The organism is Psychrobacter jeotgali (assembly GCF_904846315.1).
GTDB lineage: Bacteria > Pseudomonadota > Gammaproteobacteria > Pseudomonadales > Moraxellaceae > Psychrobacter > Psychrobacter jeotgali.
Map to the genome: position 1 here is coordinate 1,003,224 of NZ_CAJHAF010000001.1, position 24,900 is coordinate 1,028,123.

13 protein-coding genes and 1 tRNA gene are annotated in these 24,900 nt (G+C 42.6%); 8 read left to right on the forward strand and 6 right to left on the reverse strand.

The window, feature by feature from the left end; genetic code table 11:
* Positions 1–14: 14 nt before the first annotated feature.
* A complete protein-coding gene (locus JMX18_RS04100) occupies positions 15–1,694 on the reverse strand; it encodes a carbon starvation CstA family protein (RefSeq protein WP_201584686.1) in 1,680 nt (559 codons plus the stop codon).
* A 455-nt stretch (positions 1,695–2,149) separates the two neighbouring features.
* Here JMX18_RS04100 and JMX18_RS04105 point away from each other — a divergent pair, with 455 nt between their 5' ends.
* Positions 2,150–2,818 carry a hypothetical protein gene (locus tag JMX18_RS04105; RefSeq protein ID WP_201584695.1) on the forward strand — a complete coding sequence of 223 codons (669 nt, stop codon included), beginning with the start codon at positions 2,150–2,152 and terminating at the stop codon, positions 2,816–2,818.
* Positions 2,819–2,929: 111 nt separating this feature from the next.
* Positions 2,930–3,493 (forward strand): hypoxanthine-guanine phosphoribosyltransferase, encoded by a 564-nt coding sequence (locus JMX18_RS04110; protein WP_201584697.1) that lies wholly within the window; start codon positions 2,930–2,932, stop codon positions 3,491–3,493.
* 67 nt (positions 3,494–3,560) lie between these two features.
* Here JMX18_RS04110 and recD read toward each other — a convergent pair whose 3' ends face one another.
* From recD to JMX18_RS04125, 3 genes are all read right to left on the reverse strand, one after another.
* Positions 3,561–5,765, reverse strand: a complete 2,205-nt coding sequence (gene recD / locus JMX18_RS04115) for an exodeoxyribonuclease V subunit alpha (RefSeq protein WP_201584699.1) — start codon at positions 5,763–5,765, stop codon at positions 3,561–3,563.
* Between the two features lie 67 nt (positions 5,766–5,832).
* Positions 5,833–10,401, reverse strand: a complete 4,569-nt coding sequence (locus JMX18_RS04120; RefSeq protein WP_201584707.1) for a UvrD-helicase domain-containing protein — start codon at positions 10,399–10,401, stop codon at positions 5,833–5,835.
* A 70-nt stretch (positions 10,402–10,471) separates the two neighbouring features.
* Positions 10,472–14,992, reverse strand: a complete 4,521-nt coding sequence (locus JMX18_RS04125) for an exodeoxyribonuclease V subunit gamma (protein ID WP_201584714.1) — start codon at positions 14,990–14,992, stop codon at positions 10,472–10,474.
* Positions 14,993–15,451: 459 nt separating this feature from the next.
* Between JMX18_RS04125 and JMX18_RS04130 the strand changes: the two genes are divergently transcribed.
* Both JMX18_RS04130 and JMX18_RS04135 read left to right on the forward strand, forming a co-directional pair.
* Entirely contained in the window at positions 15,452–15,994 is a 543-nt protein-coding gene (locus tag JMX18_RS04130) for a hypothetical protein (RefSeq protein ID WP_201584716.1), read from the forward strand.
* A 46-nt stretch (positions 15,995–16,040) separates the two neighbouring features.
* The gene (locus JMX18_RS04135) at positions 16,041–16,904 is read left to right on the forward strand and encodes a hypothetical protein (protein ID WP_201584718.1); all 864 of its coding nucleotides are present in this window, start codon (positions 16,041–16,043) and stop codon (positions 16,902–16,904) included.
* A gap of 103 nt (positions 16,905–17,007) precedes the next feature.
* Here the strand turns inward: JMX18_RS04135 and JMX18_RS04140 are convergent.
* Positions 17,008–17,083, reverse strand: a tRNA-Arg gene (locus JMX18_RS04140).
* Positions 17,084–17,162: 79 nt separating this feature from the next.
* A complete protein-coding gene (locus tag JMX18_RS04145; RefSeq protein WP_201584727.1) occupies positions 17,163–18,302 on the reverse strand; it encodes a M14 family metallopeptidase in 1,140 nt (379 codons plus the stop codon).
* 879 nt (positions 18,303–19,181) lie between these two features.
* Between JMX18_RS04145 and JMX18_RS04150 the strand changes: the two genes are divergently transcribed.
* From JMX18_RS04150 to JMX18_RS04165, 4 genes are all read left to right on the forward strand, one after another.
* A complete protein-coding gene (locus JMX18_RS04150; RefSeq protein WP_201588212.1) occupies positions 19,182–19,838 on the forward strand; it encodes a YoaK family protein in 657 nt (218 codons plus the stop codon).
* Between the two features lie 126 nt (positions 19,839–19,964).
* On the forward strand, positions 19,965–20,666 hold the full coding sequence (locus JMX18_RS04155) for a hydrolase (protein ID WP_201584736.1): 702 nt from the start codon (positions 19,965–19,967) through the stop codon (positions 20,664–20,666).
* Positions 20,667–20,801: 135 nt separating this feature from the next.
* On the forward strand, positions 20,802–22,688 hold the full coding sequence (locus JMX18_RS04160; RefSeq protein WP_201584737.1) for an amidohydrolase: 1,887 nt from the start codon (positions 20,802–20,804) through the stop codon (positions 22,686–22,688).
* Positions 22,689–22,991: 303 nt separating this feature from the next.
* On the forward strand, positions 22,992–24,878 hold the full coding sequence (locus tag JMX18_RS04165) for an autotransporter domain-containing protein (RefSeq protein ID WP_201584744.1): 1,887 nt from the start codon (positions 22,992–22,994) through the stop codon (positions 24,876–24,878).
* The last annotated feature ends 22 nt before the right edge of the window (positions 24,879–24,900 follow it).

Below are 24,900 nucleotides of genomic sequence, written 5' to 3' on the forward strand. Positions count from 1 at the left end.
ACTCTTAGTTCTAATCAAAGCTCATTCTTACCTTTATGCTGTGACCACTCACGGCGCAGTACCGAAAAGCTCTCAAAAGTCACCATAATGGCAGCGATTAAAATTATCAGATCCATAATGATAAGCAACCAATTACCATCAGTGTAAAAAGTTCTTAGCTGAATTAATAATGCCAATACGGTCATTACTAGCAGAAATGACAATGGCGCCAAGGTATACCAAACTGGCTTGCCTTTTCGTAACAAAATCACAGTCACAATCATTAAAGTTAAGGCTGCCATCAATTGGTTAGTCGTACCAAATAATGGCCAGATAATCATCCCCCCTTCACCACCGATACCGCCTGCACCAAAGGCTAATAGCAGGCAAGTTCCGACGGCTAAGAAGGTGGCGACCACGCTTTTACTTAAAATAGGCAGGTTATAGAACTCACCAAACTCTTGGAAGATATAACGCTGCAAGCGGACCCCAGTGTCCATAGTTGTACCTGCGAACAACGCTGCCATAACTGTCAGCATGGTTTGTGATAACACCATATCTATACCAATGCCAGCATTAAGTATAGTCGCTCCGCCATCGATAAAGGCCCCAATGGAGCCATCACCGAACTTTTGATAAACTGCTTGCCATTCACCGAGACTAGCAAAACCTGCGGTTGCGGCTAAAATTGCTCCCAAGGCTAGCAGGCCTTCGCCAAGCGCACCAAAGTAGCCTACAAAACGTACATCCTGCTCTTTATCGATCTGCTTAGATGTTGTGCCCGTCGCTACCAGCCCGTGGAAACCAGAGATAGCCCCACAAGCGATAGTCACGAATAAAAGTGGTACGATGGATGGTGTACCCATAGGCAAATCAGTATTAATAGCTGGAGCAGCAATATTCGGTGTCGATATAAAAATGGCTGCATATAATAAAATTAGACCAACAAATAACTGTAGACCGTTAATATAATCACGTGGCTGCAACAGCATCCATACCGGTAACAAAGAAGCTATAGCAGCATAAGTAAATAAGATAATGATCCATATTGCGTTATCAGGTAATCCTAAAAAAGTCTCAGGTAGCACAATTGGAAACATAGGCCCGAGATAAATCAACCCATATAAAGCGGTTACGCCGATGATGGATACCCAAACTAGACTCATATTATAGCGATAAATACATTGTCCAATAATAAAAGCAACGACTAATGCACCCCACACTGGTAGGACCGCTGATGGCGTTTTGATCAGCATATTAGCAATGGCAACTCCAAATACGGCGTTAACCATCAATAACAATAAGAAAATAACGACCATCATTAAACTACGTACACGAGTACCCATAACGGTCCCAGCAATAGAACCGATCGACTGTCCTCGATTGCGTACGCTTGCCCATATCGCTGACATATCATGGACACCTGCCATGAGTATCGTTCCAAAGACTACCCAAAGTACAGCAGGCACCCAGCCCCAGATGACGGCAATCGCAGGCCCAATAATAGGTGCTGCTCCTGCTACTGAAGTAAAATGATGGCCCCATAGGACATATTTATTGGTAGGTACATAATCCACTCCGTCTTTCATAGTATGAGCTGGCGTGGGACGACTATTATCTAACGCTAATATTTTGGTGGCGATAAATTTAGAATAAAAGAAGTAACCGCAGAGCATCGCTGCGATGCTAAATAACAATACAATAGCACTGTTCATCTTATCTCTCCCTAGATGTAAAAGGACGAACTGTAGTCTTCTGCCTATAAAGTTAAAACAGAAGCGATAAAATTACTGATATATTCAAAAGTTAGAACGTTATAATCGATACTAAATAAAATTGACGCCTTATATGATGACGTACGCATGGTATAAATGTCTCTTGCGTGCTGCGCAAAACACACTGCAGTTACACAGTAACGCTCCTATATTGAACAGATTATAAAAATACTCCAAACCTTAATCTGCAAACGTATGTCGTCAATTGTAAACTATCTGACATAATATGTAACGTTTAATGTCTGCTATGTAATACGCTTTTTAAGCTAATTAAGTAAGCGGAGCTACTTCCAGCGCGCTACTTTTATTATTTTATAGAGCAGCCATGTTTTAACAGTGAAATTTAGCTATACTAATTTCCATAAATATAAACCACCAATAATGAAGAGAGAGTAATGGCACAATATTTTGGGTTCATACCCTCAGATAAACTGAACGATATGATAAATGAAGCTGAACGTATTATTAACTCAAACGAACAAGTAGACTACTACCCTTATCGTAACGAACTTACCCAACAAATTGCTCGTGAGCTGATTGATAACTTATTGGTAGGTTTGATCGATGTTATTCCCAATCCTGAACGTCAGGCAGCTATGGGTAAAATTGTCAATACTATCGAGCGTACTACTGAAACTTTACTCAATGTCTTACTGGGTAAAGATAAAAATGAAGACATTATTCCTAGCTTTGAATTTTTGAAAAATGAATCGATGTTTCTAGATAATGATGGTGAGCGCCGTGTAGGTTTTAAGCTATCTGATAGGGCCGCTCAAACCATTAATGAAGGTTATGCGGCGGTAACTCCTGATAATGTGGATTTGGTTAAGTTTAAAGCCGCACTTGAAACTATGAATGAAGTAGCGCTCACCCATTTTATCACTCGATTCACTGAAACTCTGAAGCTTGGCATGATTAAACGGGGTTCTATTCCAGTAGCCAAAGCGGGTATTGATAAAGGAATGAGCCTAGCGCTAAACAAACTCCTGCCCCAGCTCCCTGATGCTGGACTTAATCGTCTGGCAGGGTTTTATCGCCCTTTTTTTATAGAAAAGGCTGAATGATAAAGTATCCGTTAAATTATAAGATTAATTTGCTCTAAATAGCATATGACGTTGGGCAAATATACTAAAATTTGCTAGAATAAGCAGCACTTTTTATCGAAGGCGCACCTCATGACCCAAATCAGTAATCAAGAAATAGAAAAGACCCTACGCAACTCAGAGTGCCTTATCAGCAGCATTGAAGTGGCGGCTGCTTATGAGCGTCTTGCCGCTCAATTAAACCTGCATTATGCCGGTCTTAATCCCATCGTAATGGTAGTCATGAATGGTGGTTTGATACCAGCTGGTCAACTGCTCACTCACCTTACTTTCTATCATCGCATGCACTACATCCATGCTTCGCGCTATCGTGATAACGAAGGCACTAGCGAGCTTGATTGGAAATATAAACCTGAAATTAATCTGGAAGGTGAGCATGTATTACTGATTGATGACATTTTTGATGAAGGTATTACCTTAAAGGCAATTGTAGAAGAGTTAGACAAAGAGAGCCCGGCTTCTATTAATTGCTGTGTGCTACTTAATAAAGAGCACGACCGTAAAATCGAAGATTTCGAAGTGGATTTCGTTGGTATCAATGTCGCTGATCGCTATGTCTATGGCTGTGGTATGGACTTTCATGGTTATCTGCGTCACCTGCCTGGTATCTATGCTATTAAAGAAGATAAAGTTTAAACTTATCTTCTAGTCAAATAAAAAAGCATCCGTTTTGGATGCTTTTTTGGTTTTCCTATTCAATTCCCTATTTAATATTAGAGAACTGTAGTGTCAAACCTGTGTAGCGCTCTGTTGGCGTTTGAACCGCCTTCTCCAACGTTGGTTTGGTGCTGTATATAGTAACTTGCTCTTTAGCACGAGTAACCGCCGTATAGATAAGCTCTTTACTCAATAATTTTGCATGAGTATTATCAAAAGTAATCGCTACATGATCAAACTCAGACCCTTGCGACTTATGAATGGTCATCGCATAAGCCGTAGCAATCATATCTTCGTTTAGTAAATTAACCGCTATCCCCTGTTTTTTGTTTTCAAAGAATACTTCCATTCGGCCTCCATCATCGCCCGTTTGTAAACAAAAACCAATATCGCCATTGAACAGTCCTAGCTCATAGTTGTTTTGTAGAACCATAATTGGCCGACCATGAAACCAAGTGTTTTGACCTAACGGTAGCTTTAGCTCAGTAAGATGCCACTGCGTAAGATAGTTATTAATATAATGATCACCCCATTCACCATTGTGACCAGCACACAGAATTCTAAACTCATTAAAGGTTTCCATTAAGGAAGTGATTGTGTCTTTAACCGACTCTGGCACGGATTTTTCTATTGGGTTTTCTAGGAGTTTTTTAATCTTTACTATGTAATTTTGATATTTTTGGGATGTTTTTGATATGATCCTTCGATTGCTTAGGCTATTTTTATGACTTATCGATGTTAACGATTTGTTTATATACTGAAAATTCAGCGCCTTATCCTGTTCCAACAACTGCCAAATAGTATCAATGTTGGTCTCTGCTTTATTGATTTGATACGCAAGCTTACCAATACCAGAGTCTGAGTCAAAACGCCTACTCTCTGTTAGCTGTACATGGATGGGTTGTAATAGTGGAATGCGGCACAAATCAGACAATACTGCGCCTGCATCCACCGCAGCCAATTGATTGGCGTCCCCTAGCAATATAAGTCTGGCGCCTGGCTTAACCGCGCTTACCAAATAATTAGCCAACTCCACCCCGAGCATAGAAGCCTCATCAACAATAATAATATCTTCGCCAAGTGGATTGCTGGCATCGTAACGCGGCCTACCCGTTCGACCAATACCTAACAAGCGATGGATGGTTTTAGCTTCTTGCAATTGTATATCCACATTCGCTGCGTCTAGAGCGCTTTGCAGAGATTCTTGCATACGTTGGGCCGCTTTACCAGTCGGCGCTACCAACGCAAGGCTGGCACTGTCGGTGCTAAATTTAATATTTTTATGCTCATTCGCCCTACCCTCTGCCGCTTGTTGCAGCGCCATCACTAATTGAGCAACGGTATAAGTCTTACCTGTGCCCGGGCCACCAGTAATAATACTAAAGGCATTATTATTAGCCACATTAATAGCGTTTACTTGCTTCTCGTGTAGGCTTTTAGGTATCGATAGGGGTAAAGGTGTCACTTGCTGCATTAAAATATTATTAATGTGTTTCGCTAAGTTAAATTCTGCTTGCCAAGAGCGATGTAGCCAAAACGTAAGGGATGTTTTTATGTTATTAGTGTTTGGGCTATTGAGAGTTTGGATTTGATAGATTATTGGTTGGTTATTTTTGCTTAGGCTATTTATATTATTACCTTTACTTTCAGCATCAAGGCTAGCAAATAAAGGATGGCTATGAACCAACTGGATGAAAGAAGGTAAATCCGTATTCTTTAACGCCTGAAATAGCGTTACAACCGTATCCAAACGTTTGACCAAGTTATCTTTTTCATGATTACTAAGTGCCAACGACACCCATAACTGCTCTCGTTTGCTAAGCAAAGTATTGAGTGAATCAAACAACGAAGGTTCAGCTATAAAATCGTTTTCTAAAAAACTATCTTCTGCTGGCGTCTGTATTGGAGTATCAATAAGGGTTAGAATTGGCGTTGCCAGCATCTCGAGCAATTGCTGTTGCCAAGCATATAGTGTAACTACTTCGCCATTAACTTCACCTTGTAATGGTAGTTGATGCTTTTCAGCTTCAATAGTTAATACTGTATGCCCCTCTTCTAGATGAGTAGCCAACATAGTGAATAAAGCGCTGAACAACACACTTGCTACTACTCCATCAATTTCTTTATCCTTATCAGCTTTTATGTCATACGCTAAATACGTTTGCTGACGGCGCAGCAAAATGTAATCACTAATATTACCTGCCCAGCTTTCTTGTAAGCTAATGGCTGCCCTACTCTGGTTATTACTCATAGTATGCTTGTCTCTAGTTTATTTATTCAATTACTGTAATAGTTATTATTTTTAACCCGTAAATCTGCTAATTAGGAATGCCAAACAATGCATCTAAGGCCTTAATAAAATCAATCGGAATATCCCAAGTGACTAATCCATAACGATAATTGAACATCGGGTCGCTACGATCAGAGCTATCATTACTGGGTGAGACAGTAGCGTTTGAGTCATAAGTACCTCGCAGAAAGACGTATTCGACCGCACCTAGATACTTATCTTCATTGCCTTCGTAATCACTAATTCGTATAGCAAGGAATCGATGTAACGCCACTTGATAAATGGCCGCTTGTAACCAATAGCCTGCTTTAGACATCGCTTGTTTGAGGGTGTTTTCATTATAATCGCTTAGGCTATTTCCTAAAAAATTACTCTTATAATCGACCACATAATACTTGCCAGCATGCTCATAGACCAAATCAATCTCGCCGCGCAGGTAACGATACAAATGCGCTTTGTTTTGCGGGACGAGGTTGACGTGTTTGTCAGTCTCATTCGGGAGATACTGCTCAAAGAGATTATTAATATCCTGCGCTCTAAAGGTCTCAGACAAGCCCATGTTAAACTCTAATTCAGCAAAACGTTTGTTTGCATCAATAGACTGCAAAGGCTGATTTGAGGCTAAGAGCGGCGCTGCAAGCACCTCCTCAATCCAAGTTATCAAGGCCTCATGTGCGCTTACATCTATGGTTTTTAAATCTATGGTTTTTAAATCTATGGTTTTTAAATCTATGGTTTTTAAATCTATAGTATCTAAATCTATAGTATCTAAATCTAGCGAATGACTCCCTTGCTTCTGCTTGGCTTGTAATATACGGCTTTGCTGCTCAGCACTGCTATAGACCAGTGGCAACTGATAGCTACTAATCGCTCTATCGATAACATGTGACCAATTGCTTTTATCATTGAAGTCTATTTTTTCAAATATCTCATGCAAAAAAGTACCAGCATTAGCGCCTTTGACAAAGGTAAAGCGGATATCGTCTGTTGACTTGAGACTTAATTTACCAACGGGTTCAAGAGATTCATTGATATTAAGTGAAGTCCCAACCGCTACGGAAGTTTCTGTCATATCAATATCTATAGCATCATCAATACGCTCATCCACTACTGCTATCGCCTGCGTCGATTCATCAAGCTGACGGGCCAAAGCGGTAAAACTGGTCTTGGCCCAGCCATAGAAATAACTGGTCTTCATGACCTCTGCAAAATCAGCGTACTCAATAGGCTCCGTTGTCGGCTTGGTAGTAACAAGCTTGGCATCGTTATTTAAACCTTTCGTTTTAGCATAGTTATTATCGTAAAAACCATTAACATTGTGCGCTCTAAGCATCCCTATCGTTCCTTTGAGCCTATCCGGTAATTCAAACTTTGCTTCCTCGGAATCAAACCAATAAAACACGGGCTTTAAATCAAATCCTGATTTATTGGTTGGGTCTTTTAATACCACATAAAGCTGCTCACTGGCGCGAGTAAAGGCAACGTAGCCGAGCCTGCGCAATTCATCAAAACCCTCTTGAGTTTCGATATCCGTAAAATAACTCTCAGTAGTCGCAGAAGCTTGCACAGGTGAAAAGCGGCGCTGATTGCCTGTCGCTTGCTGCGCTAGCAGGGTTGGAGCTTGCTGGTTGTTATATAGATATAGGCCATACTGCTCCTTATTGCCCGACTTCCTACTGGCATCGCCCATACCGAGCACATAAACAATGGGAAACTCCAGCCCCTTTGACTTATGAATGGTCATCAGCTGCACGCCTGACTCTGTGGGTAGCGGATACTGCTTAGCCCAATCGCTATTGGGCGCCGCCTCTATATGTTGTCTGAACCACGCCAATAGCTCATGCTCGCCCATGCCAATACCGAACTGCGCCAAGACGTCCATCACGTGACGCAAGTCCATGATGTGACGGTCACCGTCCTTGTGCGCGGCTAAGGCTTGCCAGACGCCTTGTGACTGTACGGGGCTTTTATCTAGTAAGTAATGTAGCGCTGACAAAATACCAAAGTGCTGCCAACGCTGCGCGCCTTCTTTTATATAGCTAATAAAGTCTTGATAGCTTTTTTTGTTATCGATAGTTTTATTATTAATAGTTTGGTTGTTCAATACGGTATTGCTAGTATCCAGCATCTTTGATTCATGGCCTGACTCATGAGCTGTCATCATGGCTTTGACATCTTTGATACTCAGGCCATACAGATGACTGGTCAGCACCCGATTGATGATGTCATGACGATACGGATATAACATGGCGCTTAGTAGTGCTGCCACATCTTCTGCCATAATCGTCTCAAAGATGCTGACATCACTGGTGGTCAAGGTCGGCACATTGAGCTTTACTAGCTCGTCTTCCACCCGTTTTAAATCTTTTTTGGCCCGTGCCAGCACGCCAATATCACTAGGCTGAATTGGTTTGCCATCCAAGGTTTGCGCACTATTAAGTAAAGTGGCAATATGCCGCGCTGTGATTTCAAACTCATCGTATTCAAGCTCAGTATCTTTACCATCAGGCAGATGCAATAAGCTCACAGGCTGATTTGATAACACTTCAGTTACTAGCTGACTTTGAGAATTTTGAGAATCTGGCGCATTAAACCAAGACAGCTGGTTTTCTGGTTTTGCAGCTTTGATATGTTGATAATAAATACCACTCCCTAGTTGCGCTAATTTATTATCAGTAGTCGTTGCCGCTGGCATACCAAACCAGCAGTTTAGCGCATTAATCACACCAGCATTTGAGCGACGATTGATATCTAGTGTCCAAAGGCTGCTTTTATCAAACTGAGCTTTCATATAATTGTAGTTAGCGACATCGCCACCACGAAAGCCGTAAATAGCTTGCTTGGGGTCACCAACTAACAGCAAAAACTCATGACGGGACTTTTTAGTGGCTGACGCTTTATCAGTTGCTGATGGTTTGCTTCTTTTGGGCAAATAAATACTTTCAATCATAATGGCCTGCTCGCCATTGATATCTTGCGACTCATCAATCAAAGCGACGGGGTAATGATGACGAATATAACGCGCCAGCTTTTGTCCTTGCCTGCCCGTTAAAGCTTGGTTCAAACGCACCATTTGTAAACTATAAGTGGTCTCGCCGCGCTCTTCTAAAATGACTGGTAATCGATTACGTACCGCGAGCACAATATGGCGGTTAAGAGTGGCGAGTAAAAAAATGATATGTCGGTCTAATTTTTCGACCCTATCCAATATAGCCATTAACTTTTTAATAGTTTCTAACTTATAAAACGCCTCATGCTGCTTTTCTGTATTTTTTTTAAAGTTCTTAATTTTGCCTTCTTCATTGGGATATCTAGAATCCTTCAACGAGGTAAGAATTTTGGTCTCACGCTCACTTAAATGGCTAGTAAATCTAAGCTGATGTTCCGCTATTTTTTGCTGCACTTCAACAATGGCGTCAAACTGTTTGAATAAATTAGAACCGCCATGAAACCCTTGCGATTTTCTATAGTCAGGATCTAAATAGGGTTGAATATCTGCTAAATCCAACTCTCCAAACTCATCAAGTAGCTGCTCATAGGCACTAAAATCGAAGTCCTCATCGAGACTTATCTCATCAATAGGCGCAGAGATAAAGTTGAGCGAGCGCGTTACAAACTTTTTATGGTCGCTAACCGCTGTCAGTTTGCCCTGCTGGTCTAATAGCGCATACAGTTTGGGCTGCTCATAATACAGCCGACTCTGAAACTGGCGCAGCTCATCATGGATAATACTGTCAGTGACTTGTTCGATGGCGCTATCTTCGATAATCCCCATGCCTTGCTGATGCCCGGTCTCGCTACTGTACTCCTTCAACCACTTTTGCGCCAAGCTATCGAGCGTACCGACGAATAATCTATCAAGCGTGGTCAATACCAGTGCCGTGCGGCGAGTAGCTTCAGCTATCGAATAGGTGTATACATTATCGAGTAAATAACCGACCAAATGCAGATTAATGCGATCTTGCATGATATCTTCTAAACGCGCATATTTAGCTTGCTCTACTAACCAAGTCTCACGCTGTTTTTTTGCCTGTTCCTTTATTTGAGTGCACTTTTGAGTCGCGGCTTTTTTATCATAAGCAAGGTCCTGGTTAAGACTTTGATTAAAACCGGTAGCGTCAGTCTCATCAGTTGAGTGACTACCTTTTTGGTCTTGCTTTTCTTTACCCTCATCAGGTTTTACCTGTAATGCACTGGGATATAAATCGTCCTTATTATCAGGATTAGCGCTTAGGCTATTTAGCCACTGCAATAACTGATAAAAATCGACCAAACGGTCGTGAATACGCTGACGCATCTCCGCAGCAGCCGCTCGGGTAAAGGTAGTAGCAATGATTTGCTCTGGTGCGCGCCGTGCTTCAATCAGCAGACGCAGCACGATACCTGTTAGCGTCCACGTTTTACCCGTACCCGCTGAGGCTTCAATAAGGTGCCGACCGCTCAGCGCAACCTCAACCGCGGGCACTACATCTGCGCTACTCTCACTACTATTATCTTCCTCAGACTTATTAGTAGGCGCAGCAGATGATTCTGAAGTGCCATTTATATTATCGTTAGCTAAGTTCAGCGGCGTGTCGATATCAGTAATGTCGGTCATAGGGTCATACACTTTTAATTATGGTTTATCAAATCAAGGTGTCAAAAATAGGTCAGCGAAACTAATTTAATCAACTGTCTAAACATTCTAAGGCCCTAAACATCGGCGCATACAGTGGCTGTGCCAAAGTCGTTAGCGCCATAGATAAGGCATTAAACGCATCTTGCTCACGTAATACGTATTGCCAAATCGCATGCTGCGAGCAAGTATCATATACCGTATCTACATGGTAGCCCGGTCTTAACCAGTCTGAAAAATCGGCACGTTTTGGCCAATAGCCGCCGCCACCATTCTCTTCAACTTTTAGAGACTTATCAAGGTAGCTAAGCGCATATTCTGGCAACAAAGTAATAGGTACTTGACCTGCCAGCTTCCCAAAAATTGCCCATTTAATGAGTTCAATCACTGCCTCTTGATAAACTATCGGGCTGAGCTTAAAGGCAGTCACATTCTCATATTTCTTGACTTGCGAGCTGGGTTTATTAAAGCGCCAAATGCTCACCCCATCACCCAGCGCTACTTGCTCTGCCGTAGTACGTCTCGCCACTTGCCAATACAGATGCGATAACCAAAACTTGAGTAAATGCTTAGGACTGGCAGAATTGGGTAAGATATTTAACCACTGCTTGGGCGACTCATCGCTATAGGATAGATTGGAATGCGAGTTAGAAGTATCTACTGATTTTGATACTGACATTGGCACTGATATTGGTACTGGGCCCTTTATCTTAATAGTCTCTGGCAGTAGTTTAAGTAACGGTTTGCTATCAGTATGATTTAGCACAGCCGCCAGCTCTATTTGCACCGGACGCTCAGTGGTTGGCGTCAGTAGTTGCAAGCCTTTAACGCTATCTTCTGTACCCTCATTAGACGCATTAAAATCATCAAAACCATTAGCTACTAGCTGCTCTTTAAATTCCAGACATTGCTGCTGCAACTTTTGTTGTTGATTGGGCAAAGTAGTTTGGCGAGCCACGCCTGCGGGCATGATTTTTTGATACATTAGGGTTTGACTGGCCATTTGCGCTGCGGCATTGTCCGTAGCAATATTATCGCTAGCCGTACCGTTCACCATGTCATTAATCAAATACTCTTTAATCTTATAAGTATTTAAATGGTCTAAAAACAGCGGCTCCTGCAAGGTCGTGGCCTCCTCGCCTTGCACCACATGCACCTTTTGAGTACGCAAAAAAGCCTTGGCAGGATGACGCACTTGATAAGCCAGCACCCCTTCGATATCTATCTCAGCGATATTAAATACGCTATCAAATAGAGCTTGATTAAGCGTTTTATTCCCTTCGCTAGCATCAGAATTAATATTTAAAGAAGCATCTAGCTCTAACATATCTGCCAATGACGCCAAGTTTTTATTAAAAGCTTGGTTAAAAGTTTGAGTATCTATTTGGTCTAATTGTCCAAGCTGCCCTTGACTAAGCAGTTGAGCAATGGATTCGTACTGCGCTTTTGTCGGTAAACTTACTAATTGGGCGTGTACGCTAGACTCTCTGTTCTTCAAGGTTTTAAATACCGCTTGCCAAAGCGGCGCCGGTGGAAATTGCTTTTTTTGCGCCAACTTGGTCTTACGCATGGCTTTATTCAAGATAGCGTCAAGCTCATTGGCATCGTCGGAAGCGTTTCTTTCTTTGCTATTGGCTTGAGTACGGTTCTGAGTGTTGTTTTCAGTTTGAAGTTCAGCTTGTTGTTGAAAGTCCTCAGCGTCTTCAATCTCTGTTTCGAACAGACTTTCATGAAAAGGCAATGCTGGATGCTCAGTCACCAGCCACTGTTTAATTAGCTTAGGCAAATAGCGTTTTAGGCTTTCGGTAGTGGGGTCAATATGTTCAGGTAAGACCTCCAATGCATCTAGTGAATTTATCTGCCACTGCACCTCGCCTTGCAAAAACTGTAGCAACTCGCTCACCGGATTAGCGGGCAGGTGCTCATGGGTATCCGTCAGGCTTTGACCATTATAAAATATCCAGCACGCACTACGCGCGCACAGCATTGCATCCAAAAATGCACCATTATCATCATCCTCACTAACTCTATCACCACGGCGGCTAATGGTCGCTTTCATCAAATCATAGCGGTTATCACGGTCCCGCGCAGGAAACTCAGATAAGTCCATGTTGAGCATAACCACCAGCTCAAAAGGCACGTTCCTTAAAGCCCCAAAGCGCCCAAAGGTAATCACCCCCGTAGGCTCAGCACTGACTTGCTGACTCTCAAGCTCAGCCTCGATACTATCTAGCATAAAGCTTAGTTTGAGCGGCAACTGTTCAACCCCTGCCAGCTTTTGTTCCACTTCTTTATTGGCGCTATCGCTACTGGCATATTGCCGATAATGACGATTGGCGCGTAGGCCAGATTTAAAGCCGTTCATCGCATTATAGATAGCACGCATGGTGCGGGTCTGATCGACATCGCCAAAATAGCGGTGAATTACTTGGGTCTCAATTTGCTCAAGCCACTGCTCTGCTTTCATTTTTTGGGTGTGGTCATGACGTCTGTCATTCAAGCCGCTATAAATGCGGCAAAGGGCTTCCACAATCATCGCATCGCTCAGACTCACTTGTGGTAGCGGCAAGCTCATCTCAGGCATGGCTGTGCTCGGCCAATCACTCTCTGCCAAGGGATATAAGCAATCACTGGCGCTCGCCTCTGGCATCACAAACCCCAAAGTCAATCTATCTAAAGCCTGTGCGAAGCTAAAACGGTAATCAAAGTCGTTACTATCCAGCGTTTGCTTGAGATGCCCCTCGTCAAAACCGCGAATAAACCCTGCCTCAACCAATAAATCGCAACCTCGGCTCATTTGCTCATGGGTCAATCCAAAACTTTCAAATAACGGCGGTAGCATCAGCCAGTCCAAAACCTCAGCGGCCTCAAAACGGGCGCTATGACTGCCTAGCAGTTTATAAAAGCCGATAATCGCTTCCCATAACTGGCGAATATCGGCATCGACGACACCGGTCACCTTTGCAGGCAAGGTCAAACCGTCTTGACCCTTCCCGCTAACGAAAATAGAGCTAATCAGCGCATGGTGGCGCTCGACATCGGGCATTAATACTACAATTTCTGAGATATGGCGTTTTTTCTCGCCAGATTTGATAGGTTCGTTTAGCCAGCGCCCAATCATAATACGCAGCACTTCAAGTTGTCGTTGCAGACTATGGCAAGAATGAATGCTTAGGCTATTATCCTGCGCAGATAAGTTCCAAAAGCGCTCTTTCTCAAAGCGTTTATTCTCAAGTACCTCATCTTCATACCATGGGGTTTGCTGCTTCTCTTGCTCAAAGCTTGGCTCTATTTGCGCGCTCATCGCTTGTGAGACCTTTGCAGCGGTGGCTTGCTGGGTTGCCTTCTCATCAAGCATTAGCACATCATTTTGCAGGCGCCTTAGTAAACTGGGAATATCTTGAGGGTTTTGAAAGCTGCTGGGTTGATTAAGGTTATCAGCATCATAAAGCTGGTCATCGAATTTATCTTGCCAGTCCACAAGGGCATCTTGGTAGTGCTCATTCCCCGATAAGTTAGCCAGCATAGCAAAGGTATCGCGCGACTGCTTACCCAAACGCGATAGTAAGCTGTGTCCATAATCGCGCAAAAACACACTTTCAGGATTGATAATCTGCTGACGTTGTAGCCAAGACTTGTCAACGATATCCGCCCAAAATAGCTTGGAGGGATTATAGTGCAATAAGGTGATATCCATGTACTGTGATAAGCGCTGCAAAAAATCAAGCTCAGTCTGCGGCAGCTGCTGAATGGTAAAAATACGCAATACTTTAGGCAACTGTGCACGCTCATTTGCCTTATTGTGCTTAAGAGCTGACCAAAACACCTCTTCTAGCGCTACCCGGTGCAGATGTACATCAGCAAATAAGTTCGACCACAAAAAACGCTGGGCAACCTCCAATTCAATATAATGCTCAACCAGCCATTCAGGAGTGCCACGTGCATACTTATCGAAGCGCAGTGACAAGGCATCTTTATCGGCTATCAACGCATCTACATCCAGCGCTTTATTATGCGACCACAGTGCTAACCAATCTTCACGATGGGTTAAATAACGGTTGAACACCCGCGCCAAATCGCTTGCCAGCTGCCAAATACGGGCATCTTGCTGGGCTTTATCTTGTTGAGCTTTATCTAGATCGAGCTCCTCTTGCGGCTCATCAATCAAAGACGCCAGTAGTGGATTCACCGGATGTTTTTTATCTGCAACAATCGATTCTTGATAGTAGGTCAAGTAGCCAAATAAGCGCCACTGCATCACTGTAGGTGACAACACCGCCACTTCAGGCACATTCAAGATTGCCGCTTCAGAGTTTTGCGCTAACAAATAGGTGTTGTGGCGGCTTAATACATCTTGCATCAGTGTCCATTGATACTGGCCCCAAAAGGTCGTTGTCACCAAGGTGCTGATACCGGCGCGACTGGCAATGGTTTTATCCAGCCAATCACCCAGTACCATTGAGGGTACAATGACGATAAATTCTGCAAAGATAGGCTGGTTTTTGGCCTGATAAGCTTGTAACAACTCATCAACCAAGCGTTCGGTACGGTGCGACTGAATGATATTAAACATAAATGACAATCTAATAGGAACAATGGAGTTTACGTTATATGAGGACAGTGACTCTCACAGCAAGTAGCTATCAGCTCAATAAAAATCTATTCAATAAAGGGGAAAAGCTAATAAAGGGGAAAAACAAAATAATTATGAATTCTCTTTTATCTATCGTGCCCGTTTTGCTTTTCTGCTAAGATGGCTGCGCTTAATATAATTAATAAGTGATTATTTATAGCTAGCTATAACTAGAAATTCGTTTTTAGTGCTAACCTGTCAGTAAAACACAATACAGTTTGCCATTGATAATGTTTATTTACTAGTATAGAAGCTTAGCCATGAAGCGTTTGACGACACCTATTGTCGCAGAGGTACGCTATAGCTATACTGTTACAAGCTTCACATTTGTACATTAAGCTCATTATCATCTATCGTTATATTTTATACTTTCTTTAACCAAGAGATCACTTTAACATTATGCCACTGCGTCCTATTGATGCTATTTTTGTCCATCCTGAACAGCGTTTATACGTCGTTTATTATCGCGGCGAGCTTTGGCAATTGCCACGGATGAAGATTGATGATGCCGCATGGCAGCGACGTCTACCTTTTAAAGGGAATAAAAACGAGCTATATTTGAGCCAAGAGCAAGCTATTCATGATTTAGTACTGGCGCAAAAGCTACGTACGTTGAATCTACCTATCGCCGTACGAGGTAGCACTTTAGCCAAATTTGAAGCATGGTGGGAATTCTACGGTTTTAAGTGGCTTAAGGACTTACTTGACGACGGTAAATCACCTTTGGCGGCGCATGCGTCATTATCAGAGAACAAAGCTATTCAGCAGACTACACCAGTAAACAAGATGTCTGTCAATAAAAGCAAACCAGATCCGACTGAACAAATTCTGTCGCCTACAGAAACAACTATCGTAGAGATAAATAACAAAAACGACGACACTGATATTTTCGCTGACATGCTAGCCGATTTAGCTGATGAGGTATTAAACCAGCGCCATTAGCCTATTATTAAATTGAAATTTATCGCCAAATAAGACGCAATTATCTATGAAAGACTATAAATGGTTATTGGTGGGAATCGTAGTCGTATTACTCATTATTCTACTGGGCATTTTTGTTTGGTTATGGACCAGTAATCAAAAGAATATAGATCCTTTACCCATTATGGTTAATGATAATGGTAGTACTGACTCCTCTACGGGCATTGCAAAAGATGACGATGAGAGCGATGCGGTTGCTAATAGCATATTGTACTTACAAGCAGAAGAGACGCTAAAAACACCCTTAAATGATATTATTAACCGTTTTGAGTCCCGTTATCCAAGTGTGCAGGTATCAGTACGCTATGTGCCCTCTACCTCTTTAATAAACTTACCCGCAGTCAGTATTACCGAGGTTAGTGCAGATAGTGAAGACATCAGTGCTAAAAACGACAACGTTAATTTCGCTAATAAATCAGTACCTTCAGCGATTACTATTGACATAATCATTGCTGACGATACTTTAAACCAAACTCAGTTATCAACATTACAAGCACTATTAGATCATACTCAATCAAAAAGGAATGCTGAACAAGATAATAGCCTTAGTCAATCTAATAACGACGTTGAAGCAGCGAGTAATACTACAAATGATAGCAATACTGCACGTAGTCTTACTAAGTTTAGTTACGCTATAAAAAACTCACAGGCTATAGATGGAGTGATTTTAACAGACCATTCTGCTGCCGTAAGCTTCCGTAACTTTTTACTCTCAAGTGCTGGACAAGATATTTTAGAAAAGTATGACTATAACAATATCGATGGTTATAAAAATAGTATGGATGATTTATTCAATGAATCATCTAGAGCTAAAGCCAACGGCGATGCTGATCCTATAGATGTTACTGACATTCTTAGTAATAGCGAATAAGAGCTGTGAAGAGAGAGTTTTATATTTTGAATATTATTAGAAAAAAGAAACTGTTGAAACGCATGGTTTGCAACAGTTTCTTATGAAGCATATACATATTTGATGGTGCGCCCACCAAGACTCGAACTCGGATCGATCGCTTAGGAGGCAACTGCTCTATCCTGTTGAGCTATAGGCGCATTATTAAAGTGCCATTGTAGAAAAAAACATTTAAAAAAGCAATCGATGAATACTATACTGTGAATACTAAATCACTAACTAGCGCAAATCATCAACAACCGCTAACATGGCAATTAGCGACGCCTCCCCTAATTTAATGGAGCGCTCGGGTGACCATCCTGTATCTTCGTCAGGTAAGTCATTATTATCTTTAAAAGGCATCTCTAAAGTATTGGCCAGGCAGTCGAAACGTTCTGCTACCCAGTTAGTAGCAACAGTCATATTTGCTGTACCTGGTGCATCAACGTCATAGCCAAATTCAGACTGAAAATCAGCACTAGCCAACTTTAACACCTCTGAGAATTTATCACGTAAACCTGCAAGGCGCTCATTATAACCTGGTGTCCCTTGGGAGCCCGCCAGGAATACATAAGGCAGTGCTTCATCGCCGTGCACATCATAAAATAGATCCACACCAGTCTTTTGCATTTTATTGATAACATGAAACACCTCAGGACTTTTTTCTAAACTTGGATCTGCCCATTCGCGGTTTAGATTAGTCCCTACTGCGTTGGTACGCAGATGTCCGCGCACACTACCGTCAGGATTCATATTAGGCACAATATAGAAGTTGGCTTTTTCTAACAATAACCTAGCAGTGGCATTATCCTCATCTAATAAGCTATACAATAGACCCTCGACTAACCATTCCGCCATGGTTTCACCTGGATGCTGACGTGCAATGATCCAAATCTTGCGTTTATTGGCCTCATTACTGCTATCACTATTACCAATTTTAACTAAAGTTAAATCGCGGTTATCGAGCGTTTCACCCAAATGCTCCAAAGTAGCTAATGGATGCATTTGTACGGCGGCTAATAAATCTTGATGACGCTCATAACTATAAGGGGCAAAATAAGCGATTTGTATGCTTTCGCACTCCATATCTACTGTTATAGTCAACTTGCCGTCTTTATAAGAGGTTGGCAGACGGAACCAATACTGCCGATCATATGAAGCAACCGCTTGATAATTTTCCCATCCTTTAACATAGGACGCCTCTCCTGCATTAACGATATTGAGAACATACTGCTCGCCAATCTCCCCTGACAAACGAAAGTTAAACCATTGGAAAAACTCGCCGCCAACGTCTGGACGAATAGCTAATTGAATGTCTTTTTTATTTTCTAAATTGATAACGTCGACATTACCGGCATCAAAATTGGTAGTGATACGCATAGCCTTTCCTTACTTATTTTTTATGAGGCTGTTTTATTAAGCTATCTATATTAACACCTTCCCTTCCTTCTTATGAAATATCATCAAACCAATTATTGTTTTGGTTATATGGTAGAAGGCTTTCCTCTCGGACTACAACTATTTTAAAACAGTGTATACCAAAGGGCTACTAAGAGAGTATCGCTGGAGCGTGGGGGCGGGGCTACTATCTATACGTAAACCGCACAGCTTCAATGATTATATACTACAGCTTAAAAATAGAGACGTTACTTTAAAAAAACCTCTCAGGTGTCTAAAATTATTTGAGCACTATAGCTAGCAGGTGGATTTTGTACGGCGTAGGCAGTGACGCTTATCGCTCCTGCAAGCAAGATTAACTTCTTCATAATGAAAACTCCTTTTTTATAGTTTATTGAGCTGCTTTTAGTTAGCAGCTAGTTAGCATTTAAGCCAATAAAGATCCTGTCTTAGACAACAATCCTCATCATAATATTTTTAATTATCACATATTAAGAGCATAAATATTGTTCCAAAAATTAGAACTTATATTTGTAAATACTGTTATTTATCAATTTTTACTTAACCGTTAAGATAGCTCACTCTGATTTTATTACTAATAAAAAGTAGCATATTTCGCAGTTCATTTAACCATTAACTACAAGGTTAAAGCGTGCCTACTAGCTTTAAGTTATAACTATAAAATGAGACTAAAAAGCTAATTTAATTATTACATTCGATGAGATTTTATCAACTCATTTACATCATGCTTGGGAGAACAAAGTGGCTAATCTTATTAAAGAACAAGCGACAGGTGATAAAGCTGAAGATAGCGATGCTTTTTCTAAGTTGACTTTTTGGCAGCGTTATCAGATACCGGTGATGCTAACGACGGTGGGCGGAGCCATTGATACCATCGGCTTTATTGGGCTGCTGGGCTTTTTTACCAATCATGTCACTGGTAACTTGGTGATGGCTGGAGGTGGCTTAGTCCAAGGCGGCAACGGGCTTTGGGTCAAACTTGGCGCCCTGCCAGTATTTTTGCTTACCGTCATTATTACCAAGCGTCTTATCAATATAACTAGTGCTAATAAACCTATTCTTAGTAACCTACTATTTGCAGAAGTGGTTTTTTTATTAGCATTTTTAGCCTCAGCGATTTATTTTGGCCCTTTCGAGCAAGCAGGTACTTTAGAGGTAGCGTTGACTGGTTTCTTAGGTTTGACCGCTTTTGCTATTCGTAATACCGCGGGCAAAACCATCATGGGTAAGATGAAACCTACCCTACTCATGACCGGTAATACCACTCAGCTAGGTATCGACTTATCGGACTATGTATTCGATCGTAATAACTGCAACATGGACAGCCTAAGACATAGCTTTACCTTGGTCTTTAGCTTTACTGCCGGCGCTTTTATTGGTGCTGTACTATTTATTTATATCGGACTATGGGCGATAGCACCTTTCATTGTGCCCGTACTATATGCCGCGATAAAAATGCGTGATAAGCAGTCTTTAAAAAATGCCACTGGCAAATAAATTTTATTGTTCTCGAAACAAGAATTTATCTTTGTACGTAATAGTATTTATCCTTATATGCTTAACCATTACTATAAATTAAGTTTTAACTCAACTGCACTTCAACTAACCAAAAGGAATACCCTGATGTCAAATGGTCTTTTAGAACTATTAAATCCGCAAAACAGCCAAATCATCTTTATCGATCAGCAGCCGCAAATGGCTTTTGGCGTACAGTCTATTGATCGTCAAAGTCTAAAAAACAACGTGGTTGGCCTGGCAAAAGCGGCCAAAACTTTCGGTATTCCGACGACTATTACTGCTGTCGAGACTGCGAGCTTCTCTGGCAATACTTTTCCTGAGCTGTTAAGTGTTTTCCCTGATAACGATACGCTTGAGCGTTCTTCTATGAACTCTTGGGATGATCAAAACGTTCGTGACGCGCTAGCTGAGCACGCTAAAACGGGTCGGAAAAAAATTGTAGTATCAGGTCTTTGGACGGAAGTTTGTAACTTATCTTTTGCGCTCTCTTGCTTGCAGGATACTGATTATGAGATCTACATGGTTGCTGACGCTTCTGGCGGTACCTCAGTAGAAGCTCATCAATACGCAATGGAGCGTATGATGCAAGCCGGTGTTATTCCAGTAACGTGGCAGCAAGTGCTACTAGAGTGGCAACGTGATTGGGCTAATAAAGACACTTATGATGCGGTTATGGATATCGTCAGAGAGCACTCAGGCGCTTATGGCATGGGTGTTGACTATGCTTATACTATGGTACACAAAGCCGCTGCCCGTGCTATGTCTAAAGGTAGCATAGGTCCTAATCCGGCACTTAAAAAGATCTAATTGTTTTAGCCGCTTTCAGCGCTGAATATAATTAAAATCTCTGTTAAGCAAAGCATCAATCAAGTGTTTGGAATATTTTATTCACAGCTCGATTGGTGCTTTTTTTATAAGCCAATAAATGAAAAGGATATAACAATGACAAGCCCAGATATTATTTATTATAACGGCAACATGACTACCCTAGATCCGGCTAAGCCTAGCGCTAGTGCGGTCGCTATTAAAGACGACAGATTCATCGCGGTTGGTAATGACCAAGACGTACGCGCGTTGGCAGGTAGTAATACCAAAGTCATCAATCTCAATGGCCGTAGCGTCATCCCTGGTCTGTTTGATAATCACACCCACGTCATTCGTGGTGGACTTAACTACAATATGGAGCTGCGCTGGGATGGAGTGCGCTCCTTAGCCGATGCGATGTCGATGCTCAAAGCGCAAGTCGATAAGACTCCTTCTCCGCAGTGGGTGCGCGTAGTTGGCGGCTTTACCGATCAGCAGTTCGCTGAGAAACGTCTGCCGACGATTGATGAGATCAATGCCATCTCCCCAGATACTCCTGTGTTTATCTTGCACTTGTATGATCGGGCGCTATTGAACGCAGCGGCTTTGCGTACAGTAGGCTACACCAAAGATACTCCTGAACCACCAGGAGGTAAAATTACTCGTGACGCTAATGGCAATCCAACGGGTTTGCTAATCGCTCAGCCTAACGCTACTATCCTCTATGCTACTCTTGCCAAGGGGCCAAAACTTCCCTTTGATTATCAAGTCAATTCGACCCGCCACTTTATGCGCGAGCTCAACCGTTTAGGTATCACTGGTATTATTGATGCCGGTGGCGGCTCGCAGAATTTCCCTGATGATTATGAAGTGGTACAAAAGCTCAATGATGAGAATTTGCTTACCGTACGCATGGCTTATAACTTATTTACCCAAAAGCCAAAAGAGGAAAAAGAAGACTTCTTACGCTGGACGCAGACTACCAACTATAAGCAAGGCGATGACTACTTCCGTCATAATGGTGCTGGCGAGATGCTGGTATTCTCCGCGGCTGACTTTGAGGATTTCCGCCAACCACGCCCAGAGATGCCGCCTGAGATGGAAGGCGATCTAGAAGAAGTTATCCGTATCTTGGTACAGAATAAGTGGCCTTGGCGCATGCATGCCACTTATGATGAGACCATTGAGCGCTCATTAAATGTGTTTGAAAAGGTTCATAAAGAGATGCCTATTGATAATCTCAACTGGTTCTTTGACCATGCTGAAACCATTTCACAGCGTAATATCGATCGCATCGCTGAGCTGGGCGGTGGTATCGCCGTACAGCACCGCATGGCGTATCAAGGTGAATATTTCGCTGAGCGTTATGGCACGGCTGCGGCTGCCAATACGCCGCCGGTCAAACAAATGCTCGATAGCGGCGTCAATGTTTCAGCTGGTACCGATGCTACCCGCGTCGCCTCATACAATCCGTGGGTATCTTTAGCTTGGCTTATTACGGGTAAAACCGTCGGTGGTATGAAGCTTTACGATCAAAACAATTTGGTTGATCGCGAAACCGCGCTACGGATGTGGACGGAAAAAGTCGCTTGGTTCTCTAATCAAGAAGGCGAACGCGGTCGTATCGAAGTTGGTCATTTAGCGGACTTTATTGTTCCAAGTAAAGACTTCTTTACAGTCGCTGACAATGAGATTCCATTCTTGACCTCAAACATGACGGTAGTCGGCGGTAAAGTGGTTTATGCTGATGGCGAATTCTCCGATTATGACACGCCGATCCCGCCTGCAATGCCAGATTGGTCACCGGTCAACCAATACGGCGGTTATGGTGCGTGGGGCGAGCCTGAAGGCGCGGGCAAAAATTCATTATCGCCACTCATGAATCAAGCGGCAATGGCTTGCGGCTGTGCGAGCTCTTGTACGCTGCACGGACATAACCATGCCAAAGCTTGGAAGTCCAAAGCGCCTGTGTCTAACTTTAAAGACTTCTTTGGTGCCTTTGGCTGCTCATGCTGGGCGGTGTAGAAGATTAGAAGTTCTTACCAGAGCTTTATAGAAGCTCACTAAAATTGAACTAATCCTAGTTATAAGGGTTAGTTCAATTTTTGGTGGTACTCTAAAAAGTATGCTGGCATCAGACATAACTATAATTAATAATTAAAGATATAGAAATCGGGGTTACCGGCCTCACTAAGCAGAAAGTAGATTTTTGTGATTCACTCTATTGATCCCAATCTTTCACCACCAAACCAATTGCTAGCATCTCGAAAAATAGATACACTTAAACGTAACACTCATCACCTTATGAGTCATCACAAGGAAGTCGATATGTCCTGTAATACTGCAAAATCCGCCGCTCAATCCATAACCCTTAAGACCCTTACCAAAAGCATGCTTGCAATCACCCTGTGCGCTACAGGCTGGGCTCATGCCAGTAATTATAATAGCGTGACTTTTTTTGGTGATAGTTTGACTGATGGCGGTTACTTTAGTTCCATTACTCAAGGGCAGTTACAAAATGCAGAGTCTGGTCAATTTACTACCAATCCCGATAATACTTGGGCGACCTCTTTTGCTGCGCAGCTAGGCAGCGTGGCGGTTGCCAACACCTTTAATGGCGAGAAAACGGGTAATAACTATGCCATTGGCGGTGCTAGAGCTGGTAAAGACGTGGTTAACAATGACTTTGGGATCAGTGTCCCGATTGCTTCGGCAAATACTCAAGTTAACGACTATATATCCAATAACACAGTAGATCCTAATGGATTATATGTGGTCTGGGCAGGTGCTAACGATTTGAGCGCCGCCGCCGAGGATCCTGCTAACTTTCAAAGCATTATTGGATCCGCTGTAGGCAGTCAAATTGCAAGCATTAACGCCCTTAAAAATAATGGTGCCAACTATATTTTGGTGCCGAACGTCCCTGATATTGGCTTAACTCCTAGAGCTATTGAGCAGGGTAAAGCTGCTCAAGGTCAAAGCACCTTTATCACCAATCAATATAATCAAGCTATGCTGGACGGGGTCACGGCTACTGGTGCCAATATCATTCCGCTAGATACCTTTAGTTTGTTGCAACAAATCGCTGCTGCCCCGCAAGCTTATGGCTTTGCCAATATTACTGATAGAGCCTGCGGTACGACCAGCTCTTTGCTGTGCGGACGTGATGATTTGGTAAGCGCAGATGCCAATGATAGCTACTTTTTTGCTGATGGCATTCATCCCACCGGACGCGCGCACCAGATGATAGCCGATTATGCTACTGCAGTGGTGACGGCGCCCAGTCAGATTGGACTGTTGCCGCATATCGCCACTCTATCAGGTTTGACTACCAATCAGCGCCTCCAAAACCGTATGGATCAAATTCAAATAAGTGATAAGCAGCCTACACGTACGCTATGGGCAATAGGTAGCGTGCAAAATCAAGACATTGCAGGGCTTGAGAGTAATGGCGATAGTCAGGCGCTGCTAGGCGTTGATTTTGCTTATCCTAATAACCCCTCTGCGGTCACTGGACTTTATGCCAATATTAGTCAAAAACAGTTCGATACCCCTAACGTCAATACCGGTCTTAGCGATATAGAGCTTGATGAGATCGGCTTTGGTGTTTATCACACCAATACCTTAGAGCAGCTGGGCGGTATCAACATCAATGGCGCTATCGGTTATGACTCTATGGACTTTGATGTCACGCGTGCGGTCACCTTGAGCGATTATAGACAGGAATTTAAATCAGAGGCGGATGGCAAACGCTATTATGCCAGCTTGCAAGCGGGCTATCCTATACAAATAAAAGGTACTGGCATTATGCCTTACCTTGGAGCGATGGTTAACCGTGTCAAGATAGACGCGCTTAATGAACAACAGGTATCCGGCATTGCTATGCAGTTCGATGAACAAAAATACACCACCACTTATGGCAAAGCGGGTATCAAAGCAGATTATGAGTTAGAAAGCGCTGTGACTCTCTTCGCTGATGTAAATTACCAAAAACGACTCGATGACAACCGCGAAGCTGTTTCAGCACGGTTAAATACGCTACCAGACATCTCTTTTGAGACCCCTATCATAGCCACCGACGATGATAGGTTAGCTATGACCCTAGGATTCTCCAAGAAGTTTGGTGCGCTTGATGCCAATTTAGGCTTTACCCATCTCAGCGGCGATGATGATGAATCAACCAGCGTATTTATCGGACTTAGCGGGCCATTTTAGAGAGATTTATTATTAAATGACA

What these genes read in the sequence shown, in the direction of transcription:
- JMX18_RS04155 (WP_201584736.1), top strand. Translation starts at nt 19,965, where the DNA reads ATGTCAAATGGTCTTTTAGAACTATTAAATCCGCAAAACAGCCAAATC.
- JMX18_RS04125 (WP_201584714.1), bottom strand. Translation starts at nt 14,992, where the DNA reads ATGTTTAATATCATTCAGTCGCACCGTACCGAACGCTTGGTTGATGAG.
- JMX18_RS04120 (WP_201584707.1), bottom strand. Translation starts at nt 10,401, where the DNA reads ATGACCGACATTACTGATATCGACACGCCGCTGAACTTAGCTAACGAT.
- JMX18_RS04160 (WP_201584737.1), top strand. Translation starts at nt 20,802, where the DNA reads ATGACAAGCCCAGATATTATTTATTATAACGGCAACATGACTACCCTA.
- JMX18_RS04135 (WP_201584718.1), top strand. Translation starts at nt 16,041, where the DNA reads ATGAAAGACTATAAATGGTTATTGGTGGGAATCGTAGTCGTATTACTC.
- JMX18_RS04110 (WP_201584697.1), top strand. Translation starts at nt 2,930, where the DNA reads ATGACCCAAATCAGTAATCAAGAAATAGAAAAGACCCTACGCAACTCA.
- recD (WP_201584699.1), bottom strand. Translation starts at nt 5,765, where the DNA reads ATGAGTAATAACCAGAGTAGGGCAGCCATTAGCTTACAAGAAAGCTGG.
- JMX18_RS04145 (WP_201584727.1), bottom strand. Translation starts at nt 18,302, where the DNA reads ATGCGTATCACTACCAATTTTGATGCCGGTAATGTCGACGTTATCAAT.
- JMX18_RS04150 (WP_201588212.1), top strand. Translation starts at nt 19,182, where the DNA reads ATGCTAACGACGGTGGGCGGAGCCATTGATACCATCGGCTTTATTGGG.
- JMX18_RS04105 (WP_201584695.1), top strand. Translation starts at nt 2,150, where the DNA reads ATGGCACAATATTTTGGGTTCATACCCTCAGATAAACTGAACGATATG.
- JMX18_RS04100 (WP_201584686.1), bottom strand. Translation starts at nt 1,694, where the DNA reads ATGAACAGTGCTATTGTATTGTTATTTAGCATCGCAGCGATGCTCTGC.
- JMX18_RS04165 (WP_201584744.1), top strand. Translation starts at nt 22,992, where the DNA reads ATGTCCTGTAATACTGCAAAATCCGCCGCTCAATCCATAACCCTTAAG.
- JMX18_RS04130 (WP_201584716.1), top strand. Translation starts at nt 15,452, where the DNA reads ATGCCACTGCGTCCTATTGATGCTATTTTTGTCCATCCTGAACAGCGT.